This is a genomic window from Neisseria subflava, assembly GCF_024205745.1.
Taxonomy (GTDB): Bacteria; Pseudomonadota; Gammaproteobacteria; order Burkholderiales; family Neisseriaceae; genus Neisseria; species Neisseria flavescens_B.
Genome location: NZ_CP073117.1, coordinates 1,433,815 through 1,452,077, shown reverse-complemented (window position 1 = coordinate 1,452,077; position 18,263 = coordinate 1,433,815). Strand labels below are relative to the sequence as shown.

The window sequence follows — 18,263 nt, the reverse complement described above, 5'->3', positions numbered from 1 at the left end:
AACGCTTTATTTGTTGGCATTCAAATAAAGATTAATCAGACGTGTAGTGGAGCTGTCGTGTTTTTGCACTTCGGTCTCGCCGGTCAATTCGGCAAGAATGGTTTTGGCCAACTGTTTGCCGAGCTCTACGCCCCATTGGTCAAAGCTGTTGATGCCCCAAATAATGCCTTGAACGAAGGTTTTGTGTTCGTACATGGCAATCAGGCTACCCATATTGCGCGGGTTGATTTTGTCCATGAGGATGAGGTTGGTCGGACGGTTGCCGGAGAAGGTTTTGTGCGGAACCAGCTCTTCGATACGTGCTTCTTCCATGCCTTGGGCTTGAAGCTCGGCGCGTACTTCGTCAGGCGTTTTGCCGCGCATAAAGGCTTCGGCTTGGGCAAAGACGTTCGCCAACAGGATTTCGTGGTGGCCGCGCAGGTTGCTGCGTTTTTCAAGGGAGGCAATCAGGTCAATCGGCGTGATGTGCGTACCTTGGTGCAGCAGTTGGAAGAATGCGTGCTGGCCGTTGATACCGGTTTCGCCCCAAATAATCGGGGAAGTTTCGTAACCGACCGGTTTACCGTCAAGGGTAACTTGTTTGCCGTTACTCTCCATGTCGAGCTGCTGGATGAATTTGGGCAGGCGGTGGAGATGTTGGTCGTAAGGCGCGATAACGTGGCTGCCGCCGCCGTAGTAGTTGATGTACCAGATGCCGATGAGAGCGAGGATGACGGGCATGTTGCGCTCCAGCGGCGTATTGATGAAGTGTTGGTCCATCAGGTGTGCGCCGTTGAGCATTTCGATGAAGTTTTCTTCGCCGAGGTACAACATAATCGGCAGGCCGATGGCCGACCACAGGCTGTATCGTCCGCCGACCCAGTCCCAAAATTCAAACATATTGGCGGTATCGATACCGAATTCGGCAACGGCTTTTTGGTTGGTCGATACGGCAACGAAGTGTTTGGCCACGGCGCTTTCATCGCCTGCATGATCCAAGAACCATTTACGCGCGGTCAGGGCGTTGGTCAGGGTTTCTTGGGTGGTAAAGGTTTTGGAAGCAATGATGAACAGCGTGGTTTCGGGGTGGACTTTAGACAATACGTCGCTCAGTTGGGAGCCGTCCACGTTGGAGACGAAGTGCATGTTCAAACGCGGATGGCCGAATTGTTTGAGCGCGGTACACATCATCAGCGGACCGAGGTCGGAGCCGCCGATACCGATGTTGACGACGTCGGTGATGACTTGGTTGGTATAGCCCAACCAGCTGCCGCTGCGGACTTCGTGTGCAAATTCGCCCATGCGTTGCAGGACATGGTTGACTTTAGGCATCACATCTTCGCCGTCTACGACGATGGGGGCGTTGGTGCGGTTACGCAGGGCGACATGGAGAACGGCGCGGTTTTCTGTCGTATTGATTTTTTCACCGTGGAACATTTGCTGCATCCGTTCCGGTACGCCTGCTTCACGCGCCAGCTCGAACAACAGTGCCATGGTTTCGTCGTTGATGCGGTTTTTGGAATAATCCAAAGTCAGGCCGCCGACTTGCAGCCAGTAACGCTCGGCACGTTCGGAATCTTGCTCGAACATTTCGCGCATATGTTGTTCTTTGGTTTCGTCAAAATGTATCCATAATTTTGACCAAGCTGGTAAATCGTGAAGGTGTTTCATCGGATGCTCTCCTGGATAGTGGACAGTTTTGTTGAGAAAACGGCCGTGAGGTCGTCTGAAACGGGAACGGGGTGGTTTCCGTTTTTTGAGGTTTCAGACGGCCTTGATGTGGGTTGGGGCCGTCTGAATATATCAGTGAAGAATCAATCTTTATCGTATTCGATGTGTTTGTTATGTATGCTTTTTTTACTTTTTTGCAGTTGTGTGCTGGCAGTGTCGCCCAAGCGCAAGGCCAAGCCGATTGCAAGAATGTCGATAACGGCCAACTGAAGAAGACGGGACACCATAGGCGTATAAAGCTCTGCATTTTCCTGAGTGGCAATGCTCAATACGCAGTCGGCCATTTGAGCCAACGGCGAATCATTGCGGGTCAACGCAATAACGGCTGCGCCGTTTTCTTTGGCGATACTGGCCGCGTCCAACAATTCGATAGATGAGCCGGTATTGGAAATCGCCACCAACACATCCTGCTCGGTCAATACGGAAGCCGCCATCAACTGGGTATGCGTATCGACATAGGCGACGGTGGACATACCGAAACGGAAGAATTTGTGCTGCGCATCTTGGGCAACGATGCCTGAGTTGCCGACACCATAAAACTCAACGCGTCGCGCGTGCATCAAAATGGCAATCGCGTTTTCCAGCTCGGATTCTTTCAAGAAGCGGCGCTCGCCCAAGAGGGAGGCTGCGGCATTGCCCAATACTTTTTCAACCACGCTGCTCATGTTGTCATCGGCGTTCAATTCTTCATGAACGTAAGGCATACCTTCATGACCGATGCTGGCAGACAAAGCGAGTTTGAACTCAGGCAAGCCTTTGTAACCCAAACTGCGGCAGAAACGGATTACAGTCGGCTGACTGACGGATGCACGCTCGGCGATTTCCGCCACAGCGGCATGAACGAACCATTTCGGCTCGGCCAGCGCAGATTCGGCAACTTTGCGTTCTGCGCCGGAGAGATTGGACAATGATTCGCTGATTTTGCTTAACATATGCTCTACCCTTTGATTCTTTGACGTTCAGGACAAGGCACATTTTCGTACCTTGCCCTGCACCGCCGTTTGTGTGTTTAAACGTTATTTAAATGATTGTCTAATGCCACCGCCGCGCCGACGATGCCCGGAAATTCGCTCAATACGACATACACGGGAATGGCGGCAAGATAAGCTTCAAAGCGGCCTTTGTTTTCAAAGCGGCTGCGGAATGGAGACGTTTTAAAGTAATCCAACACGCGCGGGATAATCCCGCCGCACAAATATACGCCACCGCGCGCGCCCAAAGTCAAAGCCAAATTGGAAGCGACCGTACCCAACATGGCGCAGAAAATATCTAAAGTCTGACGGCAAATCGGCGATGTTCCGCTCAATGCCTTATCGGTGATTTCAGAAGGCTTCAGACGGTATTGTTTGATGTTGTCGCGTTTGGCCAATGCTTCGTAAATCAGGCTCAAACCTGCGCCGCTCAAAAAACGCTCGGCAGAAACATGACCGTATTTGTTTTTAGCGTATTGCCAAATCAACACTTCCATATCGTCAAACGGAGGGAAGCTGGTATGGCCGCCCTCGCCTGCCAACGCCACCCAGCCGGCAGCGCTGTGCACCAAACCGCTGACACCCAAACCGGTACCCGGGCCGATAACGGCTTTAGGTGCAAACTCGATTGGTTTTTGACCGCCGATTTGTATCAAGTCTTTCTTATCGGTTTGTGTTACCGCCAAAGCTTGGGCGGTAAAGTCGTTCAACAGAATCAACGTTTCCAAACCCAAAGCCTGGCGGGTGGTTTCGATGGAGAATGCCCAGTGGTGGTTGGTCATCTGCACCCAGTCGCCCAAAATCGGATTGGCAATCGCAAAGGCGGCATGCAAAACTTTCGGGCTGCCTGCACGTTCCAAATAAGTTTTGGCGGCATCGACGATGGTGTCGTAATCCTTGCAAGGCAAGACTTCAGCTTTTTCAATAACCTGTGGTGCAGTTTCAAGTGCAAAACGGGCATTCGTACCGCCGATATCGGCGACCAAACGAGGATAAGCTTCAGTGTGCATAGTAGACATGGCAGTTAATTCCTTGGTGATTGAGAATCAGACTGGTCGGATATTCGGTATCGGCCTTTGCAGCAGCCTTATCGAATACCGCTTTTTTCTCTGCGCCTTGAATGGCCAAAAATACATTCGGCGTTTTGGCAATCGCACCCAAAGTCATGCTCACACGCTCATGTGGCGCGGTAACCGGCGTAGTATGAATCAATGTCGGGTCATCATCTTCATTGATTGCGGCCTGTAATTGAGGCGCTTGAGGGAACAACGACGCCGTATGCCCGTCTCCGCCCATGCCCAACACCAGCACGTCAGGTTGCTTGTAATGTTTCAATGCGTAAGCAACGACAACTTCAGGTTGTAATTCAGTTTCAGACTTTCCGTCTTCAACAACGGGAATCCATGTGGCAACGGCCGCGTTATTTTTGAGCAGATATTCGCGTACCAAGCCTGTATTGCTGTCGGCATGCGTGGTCGGAACGATACGCTCGTCCACCAAAGTGATGCCGACATTTTGCCAATTTAAATCTTTTTGCGACAAAGCTTCGAAAAACGCAATCGGCGAACGACCGCCGGAAACGGCCAAAACCGCATGGCCTTTCTCATTCAACGCGGCTTGCAATGCAGCGGCAACGGCATCGGCGAGAGCTTGCGCGGCAGTTGCAGCGTTTTCTTGTTCGTGCCAAACAAACATGTTTCGTCCTTTCATGGTTTCAGACGGCCTTTTGTTGGAAAACAAGGCCGTCTGAAAGAAAAATTATTGCTCTTCGTGCCACTTGTTGCCGTCACGGGCCAACAGCGCGCGTGCAGCTTCAGGACCCCAAGAATGGGCTTCGTAAGCATGTGGAGGCGTTGTATTGTTCGCCCAGTTTTCCAGGATAGGCATCACATATTCCCAAGCGGCTTCGAGTTCGTCACGACGGTTGAACAAAGCAAGTTTGCCGTTAATCACGTCCAGCAGCAGGCGCTCATAAGCCTCGGCGCGGCTGCCCTCTACGGCTGTACCCAAGTCCACGCCAATCGGCGTAACTTCAACTTTGTTGCCTGCACCCGGGGTTTTCACTTGAGTGTAAAGGCGGACGGATTCGGTCGGTTGTAGTTCAATAACCAAACGATTCGGCGCAGGTTGGCTGTTGTCAAAAATATGGTTTTGCAGCGGACGGAAGTTCAACACGATTTCCGCCACTTTGCCTGCCATGCGTTTGCCGGTACGCAGATAGAAAGGTACGCCTTTCCAACGCTCGTTTTCGATTTCGGCTTTGATGGCGACATAGGTTTCAGTAAAGCTGTCTTGCGGAACGTTGACTTCTTCCAGATAGCCGTTCATGCCGTTTGCTGCAACATATTGGCCGCGAATAACATTTTCGTTAACGGATTCGATGGTCAGCGGTTTCAGAGATTTGATGACTTTCACTTTCTCGTCGCGCACGGCATCGGCATCCAAGCTCGCCGGAGCTTCCATCGCAGTCATACAAAGCATTTGCATCAAGTGGTTTTGCACCATATCGCGTAATGCGCCAGTAATGTCGTAAAACTCGCCGCGCTCTTCCACGCCCAACTGTTCGGCGATGGTCAGCTGTACGCTTTCAATATATTTGTTGTTCCACAAAGGCTCGAACATCACATTGGCAAAACGCAAGGCCAGCAAGTTTTGCAGGCTTTCTTTACCTAAATAATGGTCGATACGGTAGATTTGTTCTTCTTTGAAATAACGGGCCACATCTGTATTGATTTGCTGGGAAGAGGCCAAGTCCGTACCCAACGGTTTTTCCAAAACCACGCGCACGTTATCGGCATTCAAACCAATTTCGGCAAGGTTTTCACAGGCTTGTGCAAAGAATTTCGGCGCAGTTGAGAGATAGATCACGACATTTTCAGTATTCTTGCGCGCTTTTACCAAGTCGCCCAAGGCAATGAAATCGCCTTTCTCTGTAACATCGACTTTTAAATACTCGATACGTTGGATAAACGACGCCCACGCTTCATCTGAGAAGTTTTGTTTGACATGGATTTTAGAATTCGTTTCCACTTTGGCCAAAAAGCCGGCGGTATCCAATTCGCTGCGGCTTACGCCCAAAATACGACCTTCGGGATGAAGCAAACCGGCTACATGCGCCTGATACAGGCAAGGCAAAAGTTTACGCATTGCCAAATCGCCGGTCGCGCCAAACAACACCAAATCAAAATTTGTCTGTGTACTCATCGTTTCATCTCTCGTTGAGGAAGCTTGCTTCAAAACTTTTGGACTGTCGTCATCCATAAAAATCAATTAAAATCAAAAGCCTTTAAGCAATAAGCAATAAAAAACCAATCGCCTGCACCAAAATTTCAAACAAGCGGGCTAATGAGTAGTAATACTACACATGGCTACAGATTTTGTCCATTCTCATTTTTACAAATTGTTTGATTTAACATAAAAGTTTGATGAGTTTTGCAGCCCAACATTTTACGAATTGACCATACCTCGATTTAAATCAAATTTCTTCCACTTAGCGAATTATTTTGTAACAAAATTACAGAATTTGTACTATAATACGCAGACGCTTCGAAGAGAAATCTTCAACATTTCAGACGGCACTCATTATTTATTCCCACAGCTCCAGGTCGTCTGAAAAAACACCCAATACAAAAATCAGAAACGCGCAAACAAAATCCCTATCACATCGTTTTGCCAGGAGACAGCACATGAACCCCACTCCTATTCACCCTAAACTCGCCGAGATTACCGAGTGCATCATCGAGCGCAGCCGCCCGACGCGTGAAAAATATCTGGCGAAAATCCGCAGTGCCAAACAGATGGGACGCTTAGAGCGCAACCAACTCGGCTGCAGCAATTTGGCGCACGGCTACGCCTCCATGCCTAAAAGCATCAAAATCGAAATGCTTCAGGATACCGTTCCCAACTTAGGCATCATCACTGCCTACAACGACATGGTTTCCGCACACCAGCCGTTTAAAGACTTCCCCGACCAAATTAAAGACGAAGCGCAGAAAAACGGCGCGACTGCACAAGTCGCCGGCGGTACGCCTGCCATGTGCGACGGCATCACGCAAGGCTATGCCGGCATGGAATTGTCGCTGTTCTCCCGCGACGTGATTGCCATGAGCACCGCTATCGGTCTGTCTCATCAAATGTTTGACGGCAGCCTGTTTATGGGCGTGTGCGACAAAATTGTTCCCGGCCTGATGATCGGTGCGTTGTCTTTCGGCCATATTCCAGGCATCTTCGTTCCGGCAGGCCCGATGTCCAGCGGTATCGGCAATAAAGAAAAAGCCCGTACCCGCCAACTTTTCGCCGAAGGCAAAGTTGGCCGTGATGCCTTGCTTGAAAGCGAAATGGGTTCTTACCACAGCCCGGGTACTTGTACCTTCTACGGTACAGCCAACTCCAACCAAATGATGATGGAAATGATGGGCGTGCACCTGCCCGCCGCCGCCTTTGTCCACCCTTATACCGACCTGCGCGAAGCCCTGACCCGCTACGCTGCCGGACACCTCGCACGCGGCATTAAAAACGGCACCATTAAACCATTGGGCGAAATGTTGACCGAAAAATCCTTTATCAACGCCCTGATCGGCCTGATGGCGACCGGCGGTTCGACCAACCACACCATGCACCTCGTCGCCATGGCGCGTGCCGCAGGCGTAATTTTGAACTGGGACGACTTCGACAAAATTTCCTCCATCATCCCATTGCTGATTCGTGTGTATCCAAACGGCAAAGCCGACGTGAACCACTTTACCGCAGCCGGCGGCCTGCCTTTCGTCATCCGCGAATTGTTGGACGCAGGCCTGTTGCACGACGATGTCGATACCGTTGTCGGACACGGTATGCGCCACTACACCAAAGAGCCTTTCCTCATCGACGGCAAACTCGAATGGCGCGAAGCCCCTGAAACCAGCGGCAACGACGACATCCTGCGCAAAGCCGACAACCCGTTCTCCCCAGACGGCGGTCTGCGCCTAATGAAAGGCAACATCGGTCGCGGAGTGATTAAAGTATCTGCCGTGCGCGAAGGCTGTCGCATCATCGAAGCGCCTGCCATCGTGTTCAACGACCAACGCGAAGTGTTGGCGGCATTTGAACGCGGCGAGCTGGAACGCGATTTTGTCTGCGTCGTCCGCTACCAAGGCCCGCGCGCCAACGGTATGCCCGAGTTGCACAAACTGACCCCGCCTTTGGGCATCCTGCAAGACCGCGGCTTTAAAGTGGCGCTGCTGACCGACGGCCGTATGTCTGGTGCGTCCGGCAAAGTTCCGGCCTCCATCCACATGACGCCTGAAGCCCTGATGGGCGGCAACATCGCCAAAATCCGTACCGGCGACCTGATCCGCTTCGACTCCGTTACCGGCGAACTCAACGTCCTGATTAACGAAGCCGAATGGAACGCCCGCGAAGTTGAACGTATCGATTTGAGCGCGAACCAACAAGGTTGCGGCCGCGAACTTTTCGCCAACTTCCGCAGCATGACCAGCAGCGCAGAAACCGGTGCCATGAGCTTCGGCGGCGAATTTGCCTAAACCCTTTTCAGACGGCCTTTTAAAACAAACAGGCCGTCTGAAACCATGTTAACGACCCTATCACGATACAGTCCCCAACGGAGACCTAAAATGTCTAAACTGACCCCACGCGAAATCCTGACCGCCGGCGCAGTTGTGCCGGTAATGGCGATTGACGACTTGAGCACTGCCGTCGATTTATCCCATGCCCTTGTCGAAGGCGGCATTCCCACCCTCGAAATCACCCTGCGCACCCCTGTCGGCCTCGACGCCATCCGCCTGATTGCTAAAGAAGTACCCAACGCCATCGTCGGTGCGGGTACGGTAACCAATCCCGAACAGCTCAAAGCCGTCGAAAACGCAGGCGCAGTTTTCGCTATCAGCCCGGGTTTGCATGAATCCCTCGCCAAAGCCAGCCACAACAGCGGCATCCCCCTGATTCCCGGCGTTGCTACTCCGGGCGAAGTCCAACTGGCTTTGGAACACGGCATCGACACCCTCAAGCTCTTCCCTGCCGAAGTCGTTGGCGGCAAAGCCATGCTCAAAGCCCTGTACGGCCCTTATGCCGATGTTCGCTTCTGCCCGACCGGCGGCATCAGCCTGGCAACTGCCCCCGAGTACTTGGCACTGCCTAATGTCTTGTGCGTCGGCGGCTCATGGCTGACTCCGAAAGAAGCCATCAAAAACAAAGACTGGGATACCATCACCCGTCTGGCTCGCGAAGCTGCCGCTTTGAAACCAAAAGCCTAATCAGGTTATAAGGTTAAAGAAAGGCCGTCTGAATATGATTTCAGACGGCCTTTCTTTACTGCAGGCATACCGAATCAAGCATTATTCGGCTTAATATTTATCCTAACCGGCAGCATTAACACACAAAGATTCAATCTTACCCGCGTGCGGGAAGCGAATGGTGTAACGTCCTTTTTGATTGATTTCGGCAAAACTGAAGCGGTTTTCAGGTGCATCACCATCAGCCCCTACTTCCAAAGCAATCCGTTTGCCTTTCGGGTCTTTCACAACGACACCAGGACTGACAGGCGAGAATGAAAGCACTAAACCGGCATCTGCCGAACTATTAAAACCAAACACTTGGCCACGTTTAACCTGTAAAGGTTGGTCAATGCAGCCTGTTTCATTCAGAGGCAGCATTTTTTCAGCTGAGGCAAATGCCGCGCTCCCTAACCCTAAGGCAACAATCAGAGAAAAGCTCAAATATTTCATATAGTTTCCTTTTAGAATTGAAATTTGAATACAAACAGATATTTAGCCCAGTATCTGCTCCATTCAATTATCCCTGCCCCAACACTTTCCGTGCCGCTTCCACACCCCAATACAAAGCCTCTTCAAATACCGAATAGCTGCTTAAATCACTGTGTGCAAATAATAATCCAGAATTTCGGTTTCTGATTTTTAATAAAGCCTCATCGCTTAAATAGCCGGGTTTCGGCACGCTCATGCCATGCCCGCGAACGGTAATGTCAACATGGGAAACGTGCCGCCAAAAGCCTTCGCCGTAAGCGGTAAGCAGATCTTGGGCGGCAAGCTGGAGCAGTTCTTCATCGCTTGATTCAAGCAGCTGGCGGCGGACAGCTTGTGGCGTATCGTAGTTGAGCGCGGCATAGGCGGTAAAAATCGTGCGTTCGGGACGGGCAACCCGGATAAGCTGGTTGGTCGCAACAACATAGCCCAGCCTTTGGCTGCCATAAACCACATTGTCCCACGCAAGTTCGCTGTTGTTTTTTTCTTTCGGGAAACTGTGCAGTTCAAAATTAGAAACCAGCCATGGCGCGTATTCGGGAATGTCCAGACCAAATTGTTCGGGAGATTCAATAATGCGGGCGGCAACCATCAGCGGCATGGCGGAGATAACGTGTTGCGCGGTGACGGCAACGGTTTCCCCTTTTGCATTATCACGCAGCCACACTTCAATCCGGCCGTCTGAAAGCGGTTTGATTTTAACGGCGGAAACATTAACCGAAGCAGGTTTCTCCAAACGGATATGGTTTTTAGACGGCCATTGCCAGCCTTCCTGCAAACCGACATGACGGCGCAGGTTTTCAGAAAGATGCGCCAAACCTTCGGGCCAAGTGAGGACGGTTTCTGCATTATTGCGGGCGGCAAAATAATGCAATCCGGCAAAGGCAGACACTTGCCCAATACCTTGCCCGTAATCGTCGCGGCAACAATAATCGAGATACCATAAAAGCTCGGGCGAGGTGTAGCCCTCTTGCTCAAGCCATTGTTTGAACGTCAGATTATCGAGTTTGCGCCATGTCTCATCTGCCGATGACAGCGCAATCGGAATGGCAAAAATTTTCTTACCGTCATTGCCGTAAGCCTGTTTCAGACGGCCTATCAAATCAAAAAACCGTTTGGAATCCGCATCTTCTTTCGGCAATAAATGTTCCACCCATTTATCCTGATACAAGAGGCGAGATTCGGGCGCATAGACCAAATCGGTTTCCCTGAAGCTGCCGTCCGACTGCAAAATACCGAAATCCGCCAACATCTCGCGCACATACACGCTTTCTTTCGACGGCAAAGCCAAATAATGCGCACCGCTCGGCGCTTTCAGGCCGTCTGAAGACGTATAGGCGGCATTGTTGCCATTGCGTTCAAACCCTTCTGCCAATAATACATCGCAGTGATGATGCTTCGCCAAATACCACAACGCTCCCAAACCCGCCGCACCGCCGCCGAGTATCAACGTATTGCATTCATAACGGTGGCTCGGCGGGCTGAGCAATTCCCCGTCGCGCAACAAATGCCCCAACGGCAAGCCAACACGGTTAATAGAAACCGGCGGTTTGCGGTTGAGGTATTTATAAGTCTGCCAAGAAAAAGCAGAGGCAGCACTAAGCGCGGCGGTATAGCTGAGAAATTGACGGCGGGTTAGCATGTTTTATAAAAGGGTCGTCTGAAAAAATAAAAGTAAAACGGTACAACGAGGTTAAGCAGGTCTCACGTTATTTATGCCCTGCCGAATAACCATGATAGGAGCCGCCGGAACCGGAATGCGATGAATCACTGTCTTCCGCTTGGACATAGTTGAACAAAACGGTAAGGAAAATGATGAAAGCAAAGAAAATTATCGTCCCTACCCGTTCTTCTTCGTAATCACGATCGTTTTTATATCTGTCGGAAACCCATATCCATACCAACGCACACAGACTGACCACTATGCCGACAGGGCTACGTAGGTGCGGTGACAGCCAGGCCGGAAGGTTGACGATGATAAGAATCAGCATGGCAATGATACGGGCTACATTATCTCGACTCCCGACATTTCTATTGTCGCCCTTCAGCCAATAAGAGAGCATCTCCTTAGTATCAAAAGACAGGCCGAATGCCTTTCTCATTTGACGGTAAGACACAGGACTGCTTTTACTCCAGACTATTTCATCCTTGCTTTGCTCAGAACACAGAATGACATTCCGGCCATAACTTTTCTTGCCGCTATATTCCTTGTAATGAAGCAAATCGCCTTGTTTGACTTTCCAATAAAAAGCACCAGCAGCTGCCTCGACCTGCCCACGGTAATGATCAATCAACATTTCACCGGCAGGATTGCCACTTGAATCAAAGTCCGGCCATGTGTGTAAGGTTTCTGACAACCGCCAGCGTTTTCCAGACTCAATCAGCCAGGCAAACCCTTGCTGCGTGTTATAAAGCAGATATTCCGTCCAGTATTCAGACTGATTTTGGTTATAAGACGGTATTTCGGCAAATCTTACAGCTCCGATAATCAGATATTCTGTATCGTTCAGACGGCCTTTCGTACCAATGGAAAGCGTAAACAGGTTTTCTTGTTCTTTCCTTTGGGCATTTGCCTCCATCAACGCAACAGTATCTTTTGTCGTGTTCAAACTACTGCCGCAAGACTGACACAAAAGGAAAGAAGTAACACCACTTGGCCAATGGACAGGAGTGCCGCAATGTGGGCAGTTTTCAGAAAGAATCTCTCCTTTCAGACGGCCTGCACTTTCACGGATTTCATCATCACTGCGCTTATTTTCCAGCTTCAAACTGTCCAAACTGACTATGCGTCCGAAGTAGGAGTTCATTGGAAAAGTCGAATAATCCAAGGTCAAAAACAAATTGCCCCGTCGCCAGTCGCAAACCTCGCCTGTCGCTTGATTCCCAGATAGGTTGAACGGCAACTCGCCTTGCGCATCGGTATTACGGTAATGTATGGTGCGAACGTCTGACGCAATAAAGGTTTGGCCATTAAAGATCAACGAACTGGAACCTGCTTTCACCGACTTAAAATTTTTCGGCCCCCGTCTCCTCTTCTGAGTAAGCAAACATGTCATCGCATATAAATCGCCAACCTCGGAAAGCCAGCCGGTCTGCCCGTCATCAAACAAGACATACCATTCATTCCATACGCCGACATCGTAATGCACCTGCAATCGGCCAATCAGCGTAAATTTTCGATCATCAAAAACGCCTCGCGTTCCAATCTGCAACGGACTGAAATCTTCCAGCAACACTGAATCACGCCCTGAATTGGCAACAAAATATCCACTCCTCCCCTTACCGCTTCTAGCAACCAGCATACTGCGGCAATGGCCACACACCAATGTCACGGCAGTAGCGGAATACGCCTCCACAGGCGCACCACAGCTTGGGCAATCGGTTTTAAAAAAAGGCGTTTTTTCCATATAGCGTCAATATTTCAGTTTAATCAGCACAAGGTTTAAGGCCGTCTGAAAACGGATTAAATATGCGTTCAGACGGCCTGACAGATTTTATTATTCAACCAAGAGCTGTATATCGTCCAGTATACCTTCGCCACGTTGCACAACCGTCCAAACAGCCCTTTCAGCCCCCAACTCCCTGCACAAGATTTCCTTCACTTTTTCCAATTTCATATCACCGCAAATAAATGCGTCAATGGCGGCGAAGCGGTGTTCCGGCCAAGTGTGGATACTGATATGGGACTCGGTGAGCAGTAAAACACCGGTTACGCCGCCTGCTCCGCCGAAGGTGTGGAAGTGTTCGGTCAATATGGTGGCTTCTGCAGCCTGTGCGGCAGCTGCCAAAGCGGTTTTCAGACGGCCTTCATCTTTTAAGATGGCTTCATCGCAGCCGTATAAGTCCAATAGACCATGATTACCGGGGGCATGGGTCATTTATGACCTCCGGAATAACCACTGCCGCCATAATAGCCGCCGGAGTGCATACGCGAGCTATCGGAGTCGGAAGAGCCGTAGCTGATGATCATGGAGATGACGATGATGATGGTGCTGAAAATGATGTAAGTGATTCTCGACATGTTAATCCTCGTCCTCGTCTTTTTTACCCATGGTCCACAACAACCAGCATCCTATAAAGATAACGGTAAGTGCGGCAGAGCTGTCACCGGTCAGAAGCGCAGGGAGGTTAACGACAACCAAGATGGCGGTCATTATGATTCTTAATGATTTATCAATACCGTCTGCCGCCATGTTTGCAGTGTAATGCGGAGCGCGGCTGGTCAAATTAAACGCATCTGCAATTTCCCGATAAGCAATGGGGGTACTTCTACTCCATGCCATTTCGTGACTGTTTAGTTCTGCGCCAAGCTTACGGCTTTGTCCGTCTCGGTAATCACTGTAATAGTTCAAATCACCGCTTCGGACACGCCAATAGAAGGCGCCGGCAGCGACTTCTACCCTGCCTCCATAGTCATAAAGTTTGCCATAGCCTTGCGGTTGGCGGTTGCGGTCGAGGCGCGGCCAATCGTTCAAGGTTTCGGAAATATTCCAACCTTCATCAGCTTCAACCAGCCATAAGAAACCCTGAGTTGGGTTGTAAAGCAGATATTCCGACCATTGGCCTTCGGGTGTGAGCACGCGGTTGGCGCCGTTGAACAGGTTGTCGAATGTTTCCTGCGCATCTGTTTCTAAATATCGGATTGCGCCGATAACATGAAACTCTTTATTTTTCAGACGGCCTGTCGAGCCGATAGGCAGAGTAAACAGCGTATTCTGCGACAAACGCAGATTATTGGCGGTAATAAGCTCCGCTTTATCTTTGCCGACTGCCAATTCGCTGCCGCAACTTTGACAGTTCAGATGGGAAGTCAGACCGTTTACCCAATGAATGGATGAGCCGCAGTTAGGACAGTTTTCTGAAGTAATACTGCCTTTCAGACGGCCTGCGCTTTCTTTAATTTCATCTTCATGGCGCGTGTTTTCCAGCTTCAAATCATCTAGGTTTACCATCCGTCCGAAGAAGGCTTCGGGTGTTTTATTGTTGTAATCGAGCGTAATGAAAAGGTTTTCGCAACGCCAGTCGGAAACCCGATTTTCTGTATCCTCTTTCAAAACAAACGGCAATTCACCCTGCGCGGCGACGCGTTTCAAGCTGATTTTGCGGACATCGGAGGCAATATAGTGCTTATCTTGAAAAGTCAGCTCGCTAAATCCGGCTCGCGTGTCTTCAAATTTCGGCGGATTATCGATTTCGACCGGCATGGTCATCACATACAAATCGCCCGCCTCAGAAAGCCAACCTACCCTGCCGTCGTCAAACAGCGCATACCATTCATTCCACGCACCATCGTCGTATTGCACCTGAAGCCGTCCGACCAAGGTAAAGCGTTGCGCGACAAATGTGCCGCTGGTTCCGATTTGCAGCGGACTAAAATCTTCCAGCAATGCGGAATCGCGGCCGGAGTCGACAACGCCGTTATCTTGCCGCACCAGCATGCTGTTGCAATAACCGCACACCAGCGTCACGGCAGAAGCAGAATGCGCTTCGACAGGTGCGCCGCAGCTTGGGCAGTCGGTTTTGAAGAAAGGAGTTTGAGACATGGATTTGCTTTTTCAGAATGGGTTGGAATGTTTCAGACGGTCTTAACGTTTATATCAACTGGTTTTATCAATGATTTCAGATTAGAAACACACCAAATCGCCGAACGGACTCAATCAAATGATTCGAAAGGCCGTCTGAAACCTTTTCACAGAAGCAGCTCAACGCTTCTTTGAATGATATTTTTCAGACGGCCTTCAATTGATTAACCAATCAACTGTTTCAACACTTCAGCCTTAGCTTTATCAAAATCTTCTTGCGAAATCAAACCGCCATCCAGCAAAGACTTGAGTTTCACCAATTTTGCCTGCGGATCTTCGGCAGCCGGCTGAACATTTTGCTGAGCCTGTTGCGCATTCGGCTGCATCATGCCAGACATGGCACCCGCCATTGCCTGACCAATACCGGCACCTACGCCCAAACCTGCACCGATTCCGGCAAGTCCGCCTTCATTTTGTGCCGCAAGCGGAATGGATTCGGCGGTTTGATATTGGGTGTAACGTCCCAAATCGCCGATAACGCCCATCGAAATTTTCTTATCCAACGCAGCCTGAATAGACGCGGGCAAGGTAATGCTTTCAACAGTGAAGTTTTCCAGCGCCAAACCCAGCTTGGCAAATTCCGCGCCAAGCAATTCGCCGATTTTTTGCGACAGCAAAACTTGGTTCGCCGCCATATCCAAGAATGGGATACCGGAGCTGCCAAACGCGGCCGCTAACTGGGTGACTGCAATATTGCGCAGTTGGTTTTCCAAGTCTACACCGCTGTATTGCGCCGCCACACCGCTGACTTCTTTGAAGAATTTTGCCGGATCGCTGATGCGGTAAGAATACATACCGAACGAACGCAGTTGCACCGCGCCAAACTCGGCATCGCGCACGGTAACAGGTTGGGATGTACCCCATTTCCGTGCGAGCTGTTGTTTGGTATTGAAAAAGTAAACATCCGATTTAAATGGAGATTCAAAGAGTTTGTCCCAGTTTTTCAAGTTGGTCAACACAGGCAACGTTTGCGTATTGAGCGTGTAACGCCCCGGCCCGAACACGTCGGCAGTTACGCCTTCATCGACAAACATCGCCATCTGCGCCTCGCGCACAGTCAGACTCGCGCCGTTTTGAATTTCCTCATCGGCAATCGGAAAACGCCACATCAGCAGGCTGTCATCAGGATTCGGCCATTGAATGACATCGATAAACTGTTTCTTGATAAAGTTGAACATCGCAGTTCCTTATTTGAAGAAGAAGGGATGACTTATGGGCAGTCAGGTCAATTTACCTGGCCGGTTATATCGCTTATTTTATATAAATAGAATGTCATATAATATGAACATTCAAAATGTCTTTATGTATGAAAATAGAGTAAGCAGCCGTATGTGCTTTTACTGTTAAACCAACTAGCCTACCTAGAAACATTAACATACCAACAGGCTTCAAAATTAGACTTTATATTGCCTTAGTTTTACACTATTTCCAGACTTTTTATCTGCACTGTCTCATAAAAAAGACAAATACTTGCGGTAAATCATTAAATAACACACCAAACAGTCAACATATTACCCCAACGGCATTGTTAATATTCATTAAATACTATAAAATCCACCATGCTATATCACTAAATTATCACACTGATTTTCACAAAGTAAAAGGAATTTACATGAAAAATTCTGCTCATTTCTGTCTTGCTGTATTGGCACTGTCTGCTGCAGTAGGCGCACAGGCTGCCCGCCCTGTTGAATTTACCGTTGGCAGCGAATATTACAACGAAACCTATCGCGAATATGAACAAGATGGTAGCCGAATAATGCAACAAAAAGGCAACCTGTGGTCTATTAATGCGGGGGTTAAATACCGTTTCAACGATCGCCATGCAGCGAAATTGGAAGGCCGTTATTCCCGCGGTAAATCAGATTACACAGGAAGTTTCCAAAATGGATTTGGTGAATCCACAGGTTATGGTTCTGCCACACTCAAAGATGCCCCACGCCGTGCATACGATATCCGTGCCTTATATGAATATACACATCCGATTAACGATCGCTTTAGCCTGACTGCCGGTGCAGGCTTGGGACACCGTGTTCTGAGAGATTTGAGCCGACGCGTCGATCCTGATGATTATGACCGCAAAAACCGAACCACATATGCGCAAATCAATGCCGGTGTAAATGTTGCCCTTCCTGCAAACTTTGAGATTGCTCCTCGTATTGCTTACAATCGTGCCGTGAAAGGCCGCCAGTATTCTTACGAACCAAATCGAGAAGAAACCAGAATGAAACAAGGTGGTGGACAAGGTATCGAGGTGGAAGTACCTGTATCTAAAAAATTCGCTAACGGTTCTAAAATCACCCTGACCCCGTTCTATCGTGGCTGGAAAGTTAAAGATTCAAACTTCACCGTTACAGAAGACTATGGCTTCATTCAATTGGGCGCGATCGAACCTAAAAACCGCACTCGTGAAACAGGCATAAGATTGCAATACTCGTTCTAATTTAGCGAACTTACGCAGTTAAAACATTTCAGACGGCCTTGTATATAACAGGCCGTCTGAATTTTTTGATACTTACCAAATCTCACCATTACGCTAATAACGTCAGACATAAGACCTTATCAGTCAAAAAAATCTACCGATAATTTTTCCAGGTAAGAATTAGGATAAGCACATCTTTTGCTATCCAACCGACCATCAAAATCAAGTTAAGCAAGCAGCGTTCAAAATGCCAATCGAGATAGACACTGCGCCAAACAACGCACCGACGGCGACATTATTACCAATGAGTTCTGCGGTAGCGCCTTTAATCATCATTGTTGCAGCGAAATAGACAAAAATCTGAATCACTGCTGCGGCAAATCCCCATAGGATAAAATCGATGAAGCTGACACTGTGGGCAATACTTGAGGCAAGCGTCAGACAGAAACCGACTAACGCGCCACCAAACGATAAGGCGCAGGCAAGGTTGCCGTTTTTAATCAGGCGCAATTCTTCGACGGGGGTAATCCGCAAATATACGGCACCGAAAACTACAGTCATTGCGATACCTGCCAACATATATTGCAGGTAAAGCAGATATTGGGACAGAGAAAGACTCACGATAAGATTCCTTGGTTTGCAATAAAGTGATTATGCCATATTTTTGAAGATAAACCCTTCGGAAAATATGGTATTTTTAGAAGCGCTTCAGGCCGTCTGAAACGGTCTGATTTTTAATTTATGTTTTATTGTGATAATTGTTGACGATTTTTGTATATTTATGTAACTATTGCGCACCGCTATTTATTAGAGCAAAGAG

At 49.3% G+C, this 18,263-nt stretch carries 16 protein-coding genes; 3 read left to right on the top strand and 13 right to left on the bottom strand.

Features of this window, described 5'->3' with window-relative positions; translation table 11 throughout:
• Window positions 1-6: 6 nt before the first annotated feature.
• The 5 genes from pgi to zwf form a co-directional block, all read right to left on the bottom strand.
• The gene (gene pgi, locus KCG55_RS06965; protein WP_254322523.1) at window positions 7-1,650 is read right to left on the bottom strand and encodes a glucose-6-phosphate isomerase; all 1,644 of its coding nucleotides are present in this window, start codon (window positions 1,648-1,650) and stop codon (window positions 7-9) included.
• 143 nt (window positions 1,651-1,793) lie between these two features.
• Window positions 1,794-2,642: a DNA-binding transcriptional regulator HexR gene (gene hexR / locus KCG55_RS06960; protein ID WP_049352085.1), complete on the bottom strand. Its 849-nt coding sequence runs from the start codon at window positions 2,640-2,642 to the stop codon at window positions 1,794-1,796.
• Window positions 2,643-2,719: 77 nt separating this feature from the next.
• A complete protein-coding gene (locus KCG55_RS06955; RefSeq protein ID WP_254322522.1) occupies window positions 2,720-3,700 on the bottom strand; it encodes a glucokinase in 981 nt (326 codons plus the stop codon).
• Window positions 3,681-4,376, bottom strand: coding sequence for a 6-phosphogluconolactonase (gene pgl / locus KCG55_RS06950; RefSeq protein WP_254322520.1), 696 nt, complete (start codon window positions 4,374-4,376; stop codon window positions 3,681-3,683). Before pgl ends, KCG55_RS06955 begins: the two co-directional genes overlap by 20 nt.
• 63 nt (window positions 4,377-4,439) lie before the next feature.
• Window positions 4,440-5,885 (bottom strand): glucose-6-phosphate dehydrogenase, encoded by a 1,446-nt coding sequence (gene zwf, locus KCG55_RS06945; protein ID WP_254322519.1) that lies wholly within the window; start codon window positions 5,883-5,885, stop codon window positions 4,440-4,442.
• A gap of 482 nt (window positions 5,886-6,367) precedes the next feature.
• Here zwf and edd point away from each other — a divergent pair, with 482 nt between their 5' ends.
• Entirely contained in the window at window positions 6,368-8,203 is a 1,836-nt protein-coding gene (edd, locus tag KCG55_RS06940) for a phosphogluconate dehydratase (RefSeq protein ID WP_254322517.1), read from the top strand.
• Between the two features lie 90 nt (window positions 8,204-8,293).
• Window positions 8,294-8,932 (top strand): bifunctional 4-hydroxy-2-oxoglutarate aldolase/2-dehydro-3-deoxy-phosphogluconate aldolase, encoded by a 639-nt coding sequence (locus tag KCG55_RS06935; RefSeq protein WP_254322515.1) that lies wholly within the window; start codon window positions 8,294-8,296, stop codon window positions 8,930-8,932.
• Window positions 8,933-9,034: 102 nt separating this feature from the next.
• Here KCG55_RS06935 and KCG55_RS06930 read toward each other — a convergent pair whose 3' ends face one another.
• The 7 genes from KCG55_RS06930 to KCG55_RS06900 all read right to left on the bottom strand — a co-directional run bounded on the left by KCG55_RS06930 (window position 9,035) and on the right by KCG55_RS06900 (window position 16,199).
• On the bottom strand, window positions 9,035-9,403 hold the full coding sequence (locus KCG55_RS06930) for a hypothetical protein (RefSeq protein ID WP_254322514.1): 369 nt from the start codon (window positions 9,401-9,403) through the stop codon (window positions 9,035-9,037).
• A 67-nt stretch (window positions 9,404-9,470) separates the two neighbouring features.
• A complete protein-coding gene (locus KCG55_RS06925; RefSeq protein WP_254322512.1) occupies window positions 9,471-11,081 on the bottom strand; it encodes an NAD(P)-binding protein in 1,611 nt (536 codons plus the stop codon).
• A 67-nt stretch (window positions 11,082-11,148) separates the two neighbouring features.
• A complete protein-coding gene (locus tag KCG55_RS06920) occupies window positions 11,149-12,846 on the bottom strand; it encodes a DUF4178 domain-containing protein (RefSeq protein WP_254322510.1) in 1,698 nt (565 codons plus the stop codon).
• Between the two features lie 90 nt (window positions 12,847-12,936).
• Window positions 12,937-13,317, bottom strand: a complete 381-nt coding sequence (speD, locus tag KCG55_RS06915) for an adenosylmethionine decarboxylase (protein WP_254322509.1) — start codon at window positions 13,315-13,317, stop codon at window positions 12,937-12,939.
• The gene (locus tag KCG55_RS06910) at window positions 13,314-13,460 is read right to left on the bottom strand and encodes a hypothetical protein (RefSeq protein ID WP_168167199.1); all 147 of its coding nucleotides are present in this window, start codon (window positions 13,458-13,460) and stop codon (window positions 13,314-13,316) included. Before KCG55_RS06910 ends, speD begins: the two co-directional genes overlap by 4 nt.
• 1 nt (window position 13,461) lies before the next feature.
• The gene (locus KCG55_RS06905) at window positions 13,462-14,982 is read right to left on the bottom strand and encodes a DUF4178 domain-containing protein (protein WP_254322507.1); all 1,521 of its coding nucleotides are present in this window, start codon (window positions 14,980-14,982) and stop codon (window positions 13,462-13,464) included.
• 203 nt (window positions 14,983-15,185) lie between these two features.
• On the bottom strand, window positions 15,186-16,199 hold the full coding sequence (locus KCG55_RS06900) for an SPFH domain-containing protein (RefSeq protein WP_070838552.1): 1,014 nt from the start codon (window positions 16,197-16,199) through the stop codon (window positions 15,186-15,188).
• 434 nt (window positions 16,200-16,633) lie between these two features.
• Between KCG55_RS06900 and KCG55_RS06895 the strand changes: the two genes are divergently transcribed.
• The gene (locus KCG55_RS06895) at window positions 16,634-17,464 is read left to right on the top strand and encodes an outer membrane beta-barrel protein (RefSeq protein WP_063075970.1); all 831 of its coding nucleotides are present in this window, start codon (window positions 16,634-16,636) and stop codon (window positions 17,462-17,464) included.
• 201 nt (window positions 17,465-17,665) lie between these two features.
• On the opposite strand, the gene KCG55_RS06890 is transcribed toward KCG55_RS06895, so the two are convergent.
• Window positions 17,666-18,064, bottom strand: a complete 399-nt coding sequence (locus KCG55_RS06890) for a DUF350 domain-containing protein (RefSeq protein WP_254322506.1) — start codon at window positions 18,062-18,064, stop codon at window positions 17,666-17,668.
• Window positions 18,065-18,263 lie beyond the last annotated feature (199 nt).

Excerpts from the sequence above, each read along its gene's own strand:
- speD (WP_254322509.1), bottom strand. The coding sequence starts at position 13,317 with ATGACCCATGCCCCCGGTAATCATGGTCTATTGGACTTATACGGCTGC.
- edd (WP_254322517.1), top strand. The coding sequence starts at position 6,368 with ATGAACCCCACTCCTATTCACCCTAAACTCGCCGAGATTACCGAGTGC.
- KCG55_RS06910 (WP_168167199.1), bottom strand. The coding sequence starts at position 13,460 with ATGTCGAGAATCACTTACATCATTTTCAGCACCATCATCATCGTCATC.
- pgl (WP_254322520.1), bottom strand. The coding sequence starts at position 4,376 with ATGTTTGTTTGGCACGAACAAGAAAACGCTGCAACTGCCGCGCAAGCT.
- KCG55_RS06895 (WP_063075970.1), top strand. The coding sequence starts at position 16,634 with ATGAAAAATTCTGCTCATTTCTGTCTTGCTGTATTGGCACTGTCTGCT.
- KCG55_RS06925 (WP_254322512.1), bottom strand. The coding sequence starts at position 11,081 with ATGCTAACCCGCCGTCAATTTCTCAGCTATACCGCCGCGCTTAGTGCT.
- pgi (WP_254322523.1), bottom strand. The coding sequence starts at position 1,650 with ATGAAACACCTTCACGATTTACCAGCTTGGTCAAAATTATGGATACAT.
- KCG55_RS06930 (WP_254322514.1), bottom strand. The coding sequence starts at position 9,403 with ATGAAATATTTGAGCTTTTCTCTGATTGTTGCCTTAGGGTTAGGGAGC.
- KCG55_RS06935 (WP_254322515.1), top strand. The coding sequence starts at position 8,294 with ATGTCTAAACTGACCCCACGCGAAATCCTGACCGCCGGCGCAGTTGTG.
- hexR (WP_049352085.1), bottom strand. The coding sequence starts at position 2,642 with ATGTTAAGCAAAATCAGCGAATCATTGTCCAATCTCTCCGGCGCAGAA.
- KCG55_RS06905 (WP_254322507.1), bottom strand. The coding sequence starts at position 14,982 with ATGTCTCAAACTCCTTTCTTCAAAACCGACTGCCCAAGCTGCGGCGCA.
- KCG55_RS06900 (WP_070838552.1), bottom strand. The coding sequence starts at position 16,199 with ATGTTCAACTTTATCAAGAAACAGTTTATCGATGTCATTCAATGGCCG.
- zwf (WP_254322519.1), bottom strand. The coding sequence starts at position 5,885 with ATGAGTACACAGACAAATTTTGATTTGGTGTTGTTTGGCGCGACCGGC.
- KCG55_RS06955 (WP_254322522.1), bottom strand. The coding sequence starts at position 3,700 with ATGTCTACTATGCACACTGAAGCTTATCCTCGTTTGGTCGCCGATATC.
- KCG55_RS06920 (WP_254322510.1), bottom strand. The coding sequence starts at position 12,846 with ATGGAAAAAACGCCTTTTTTTAAAACCGATTGCCCAAGCTGTGGTGCG.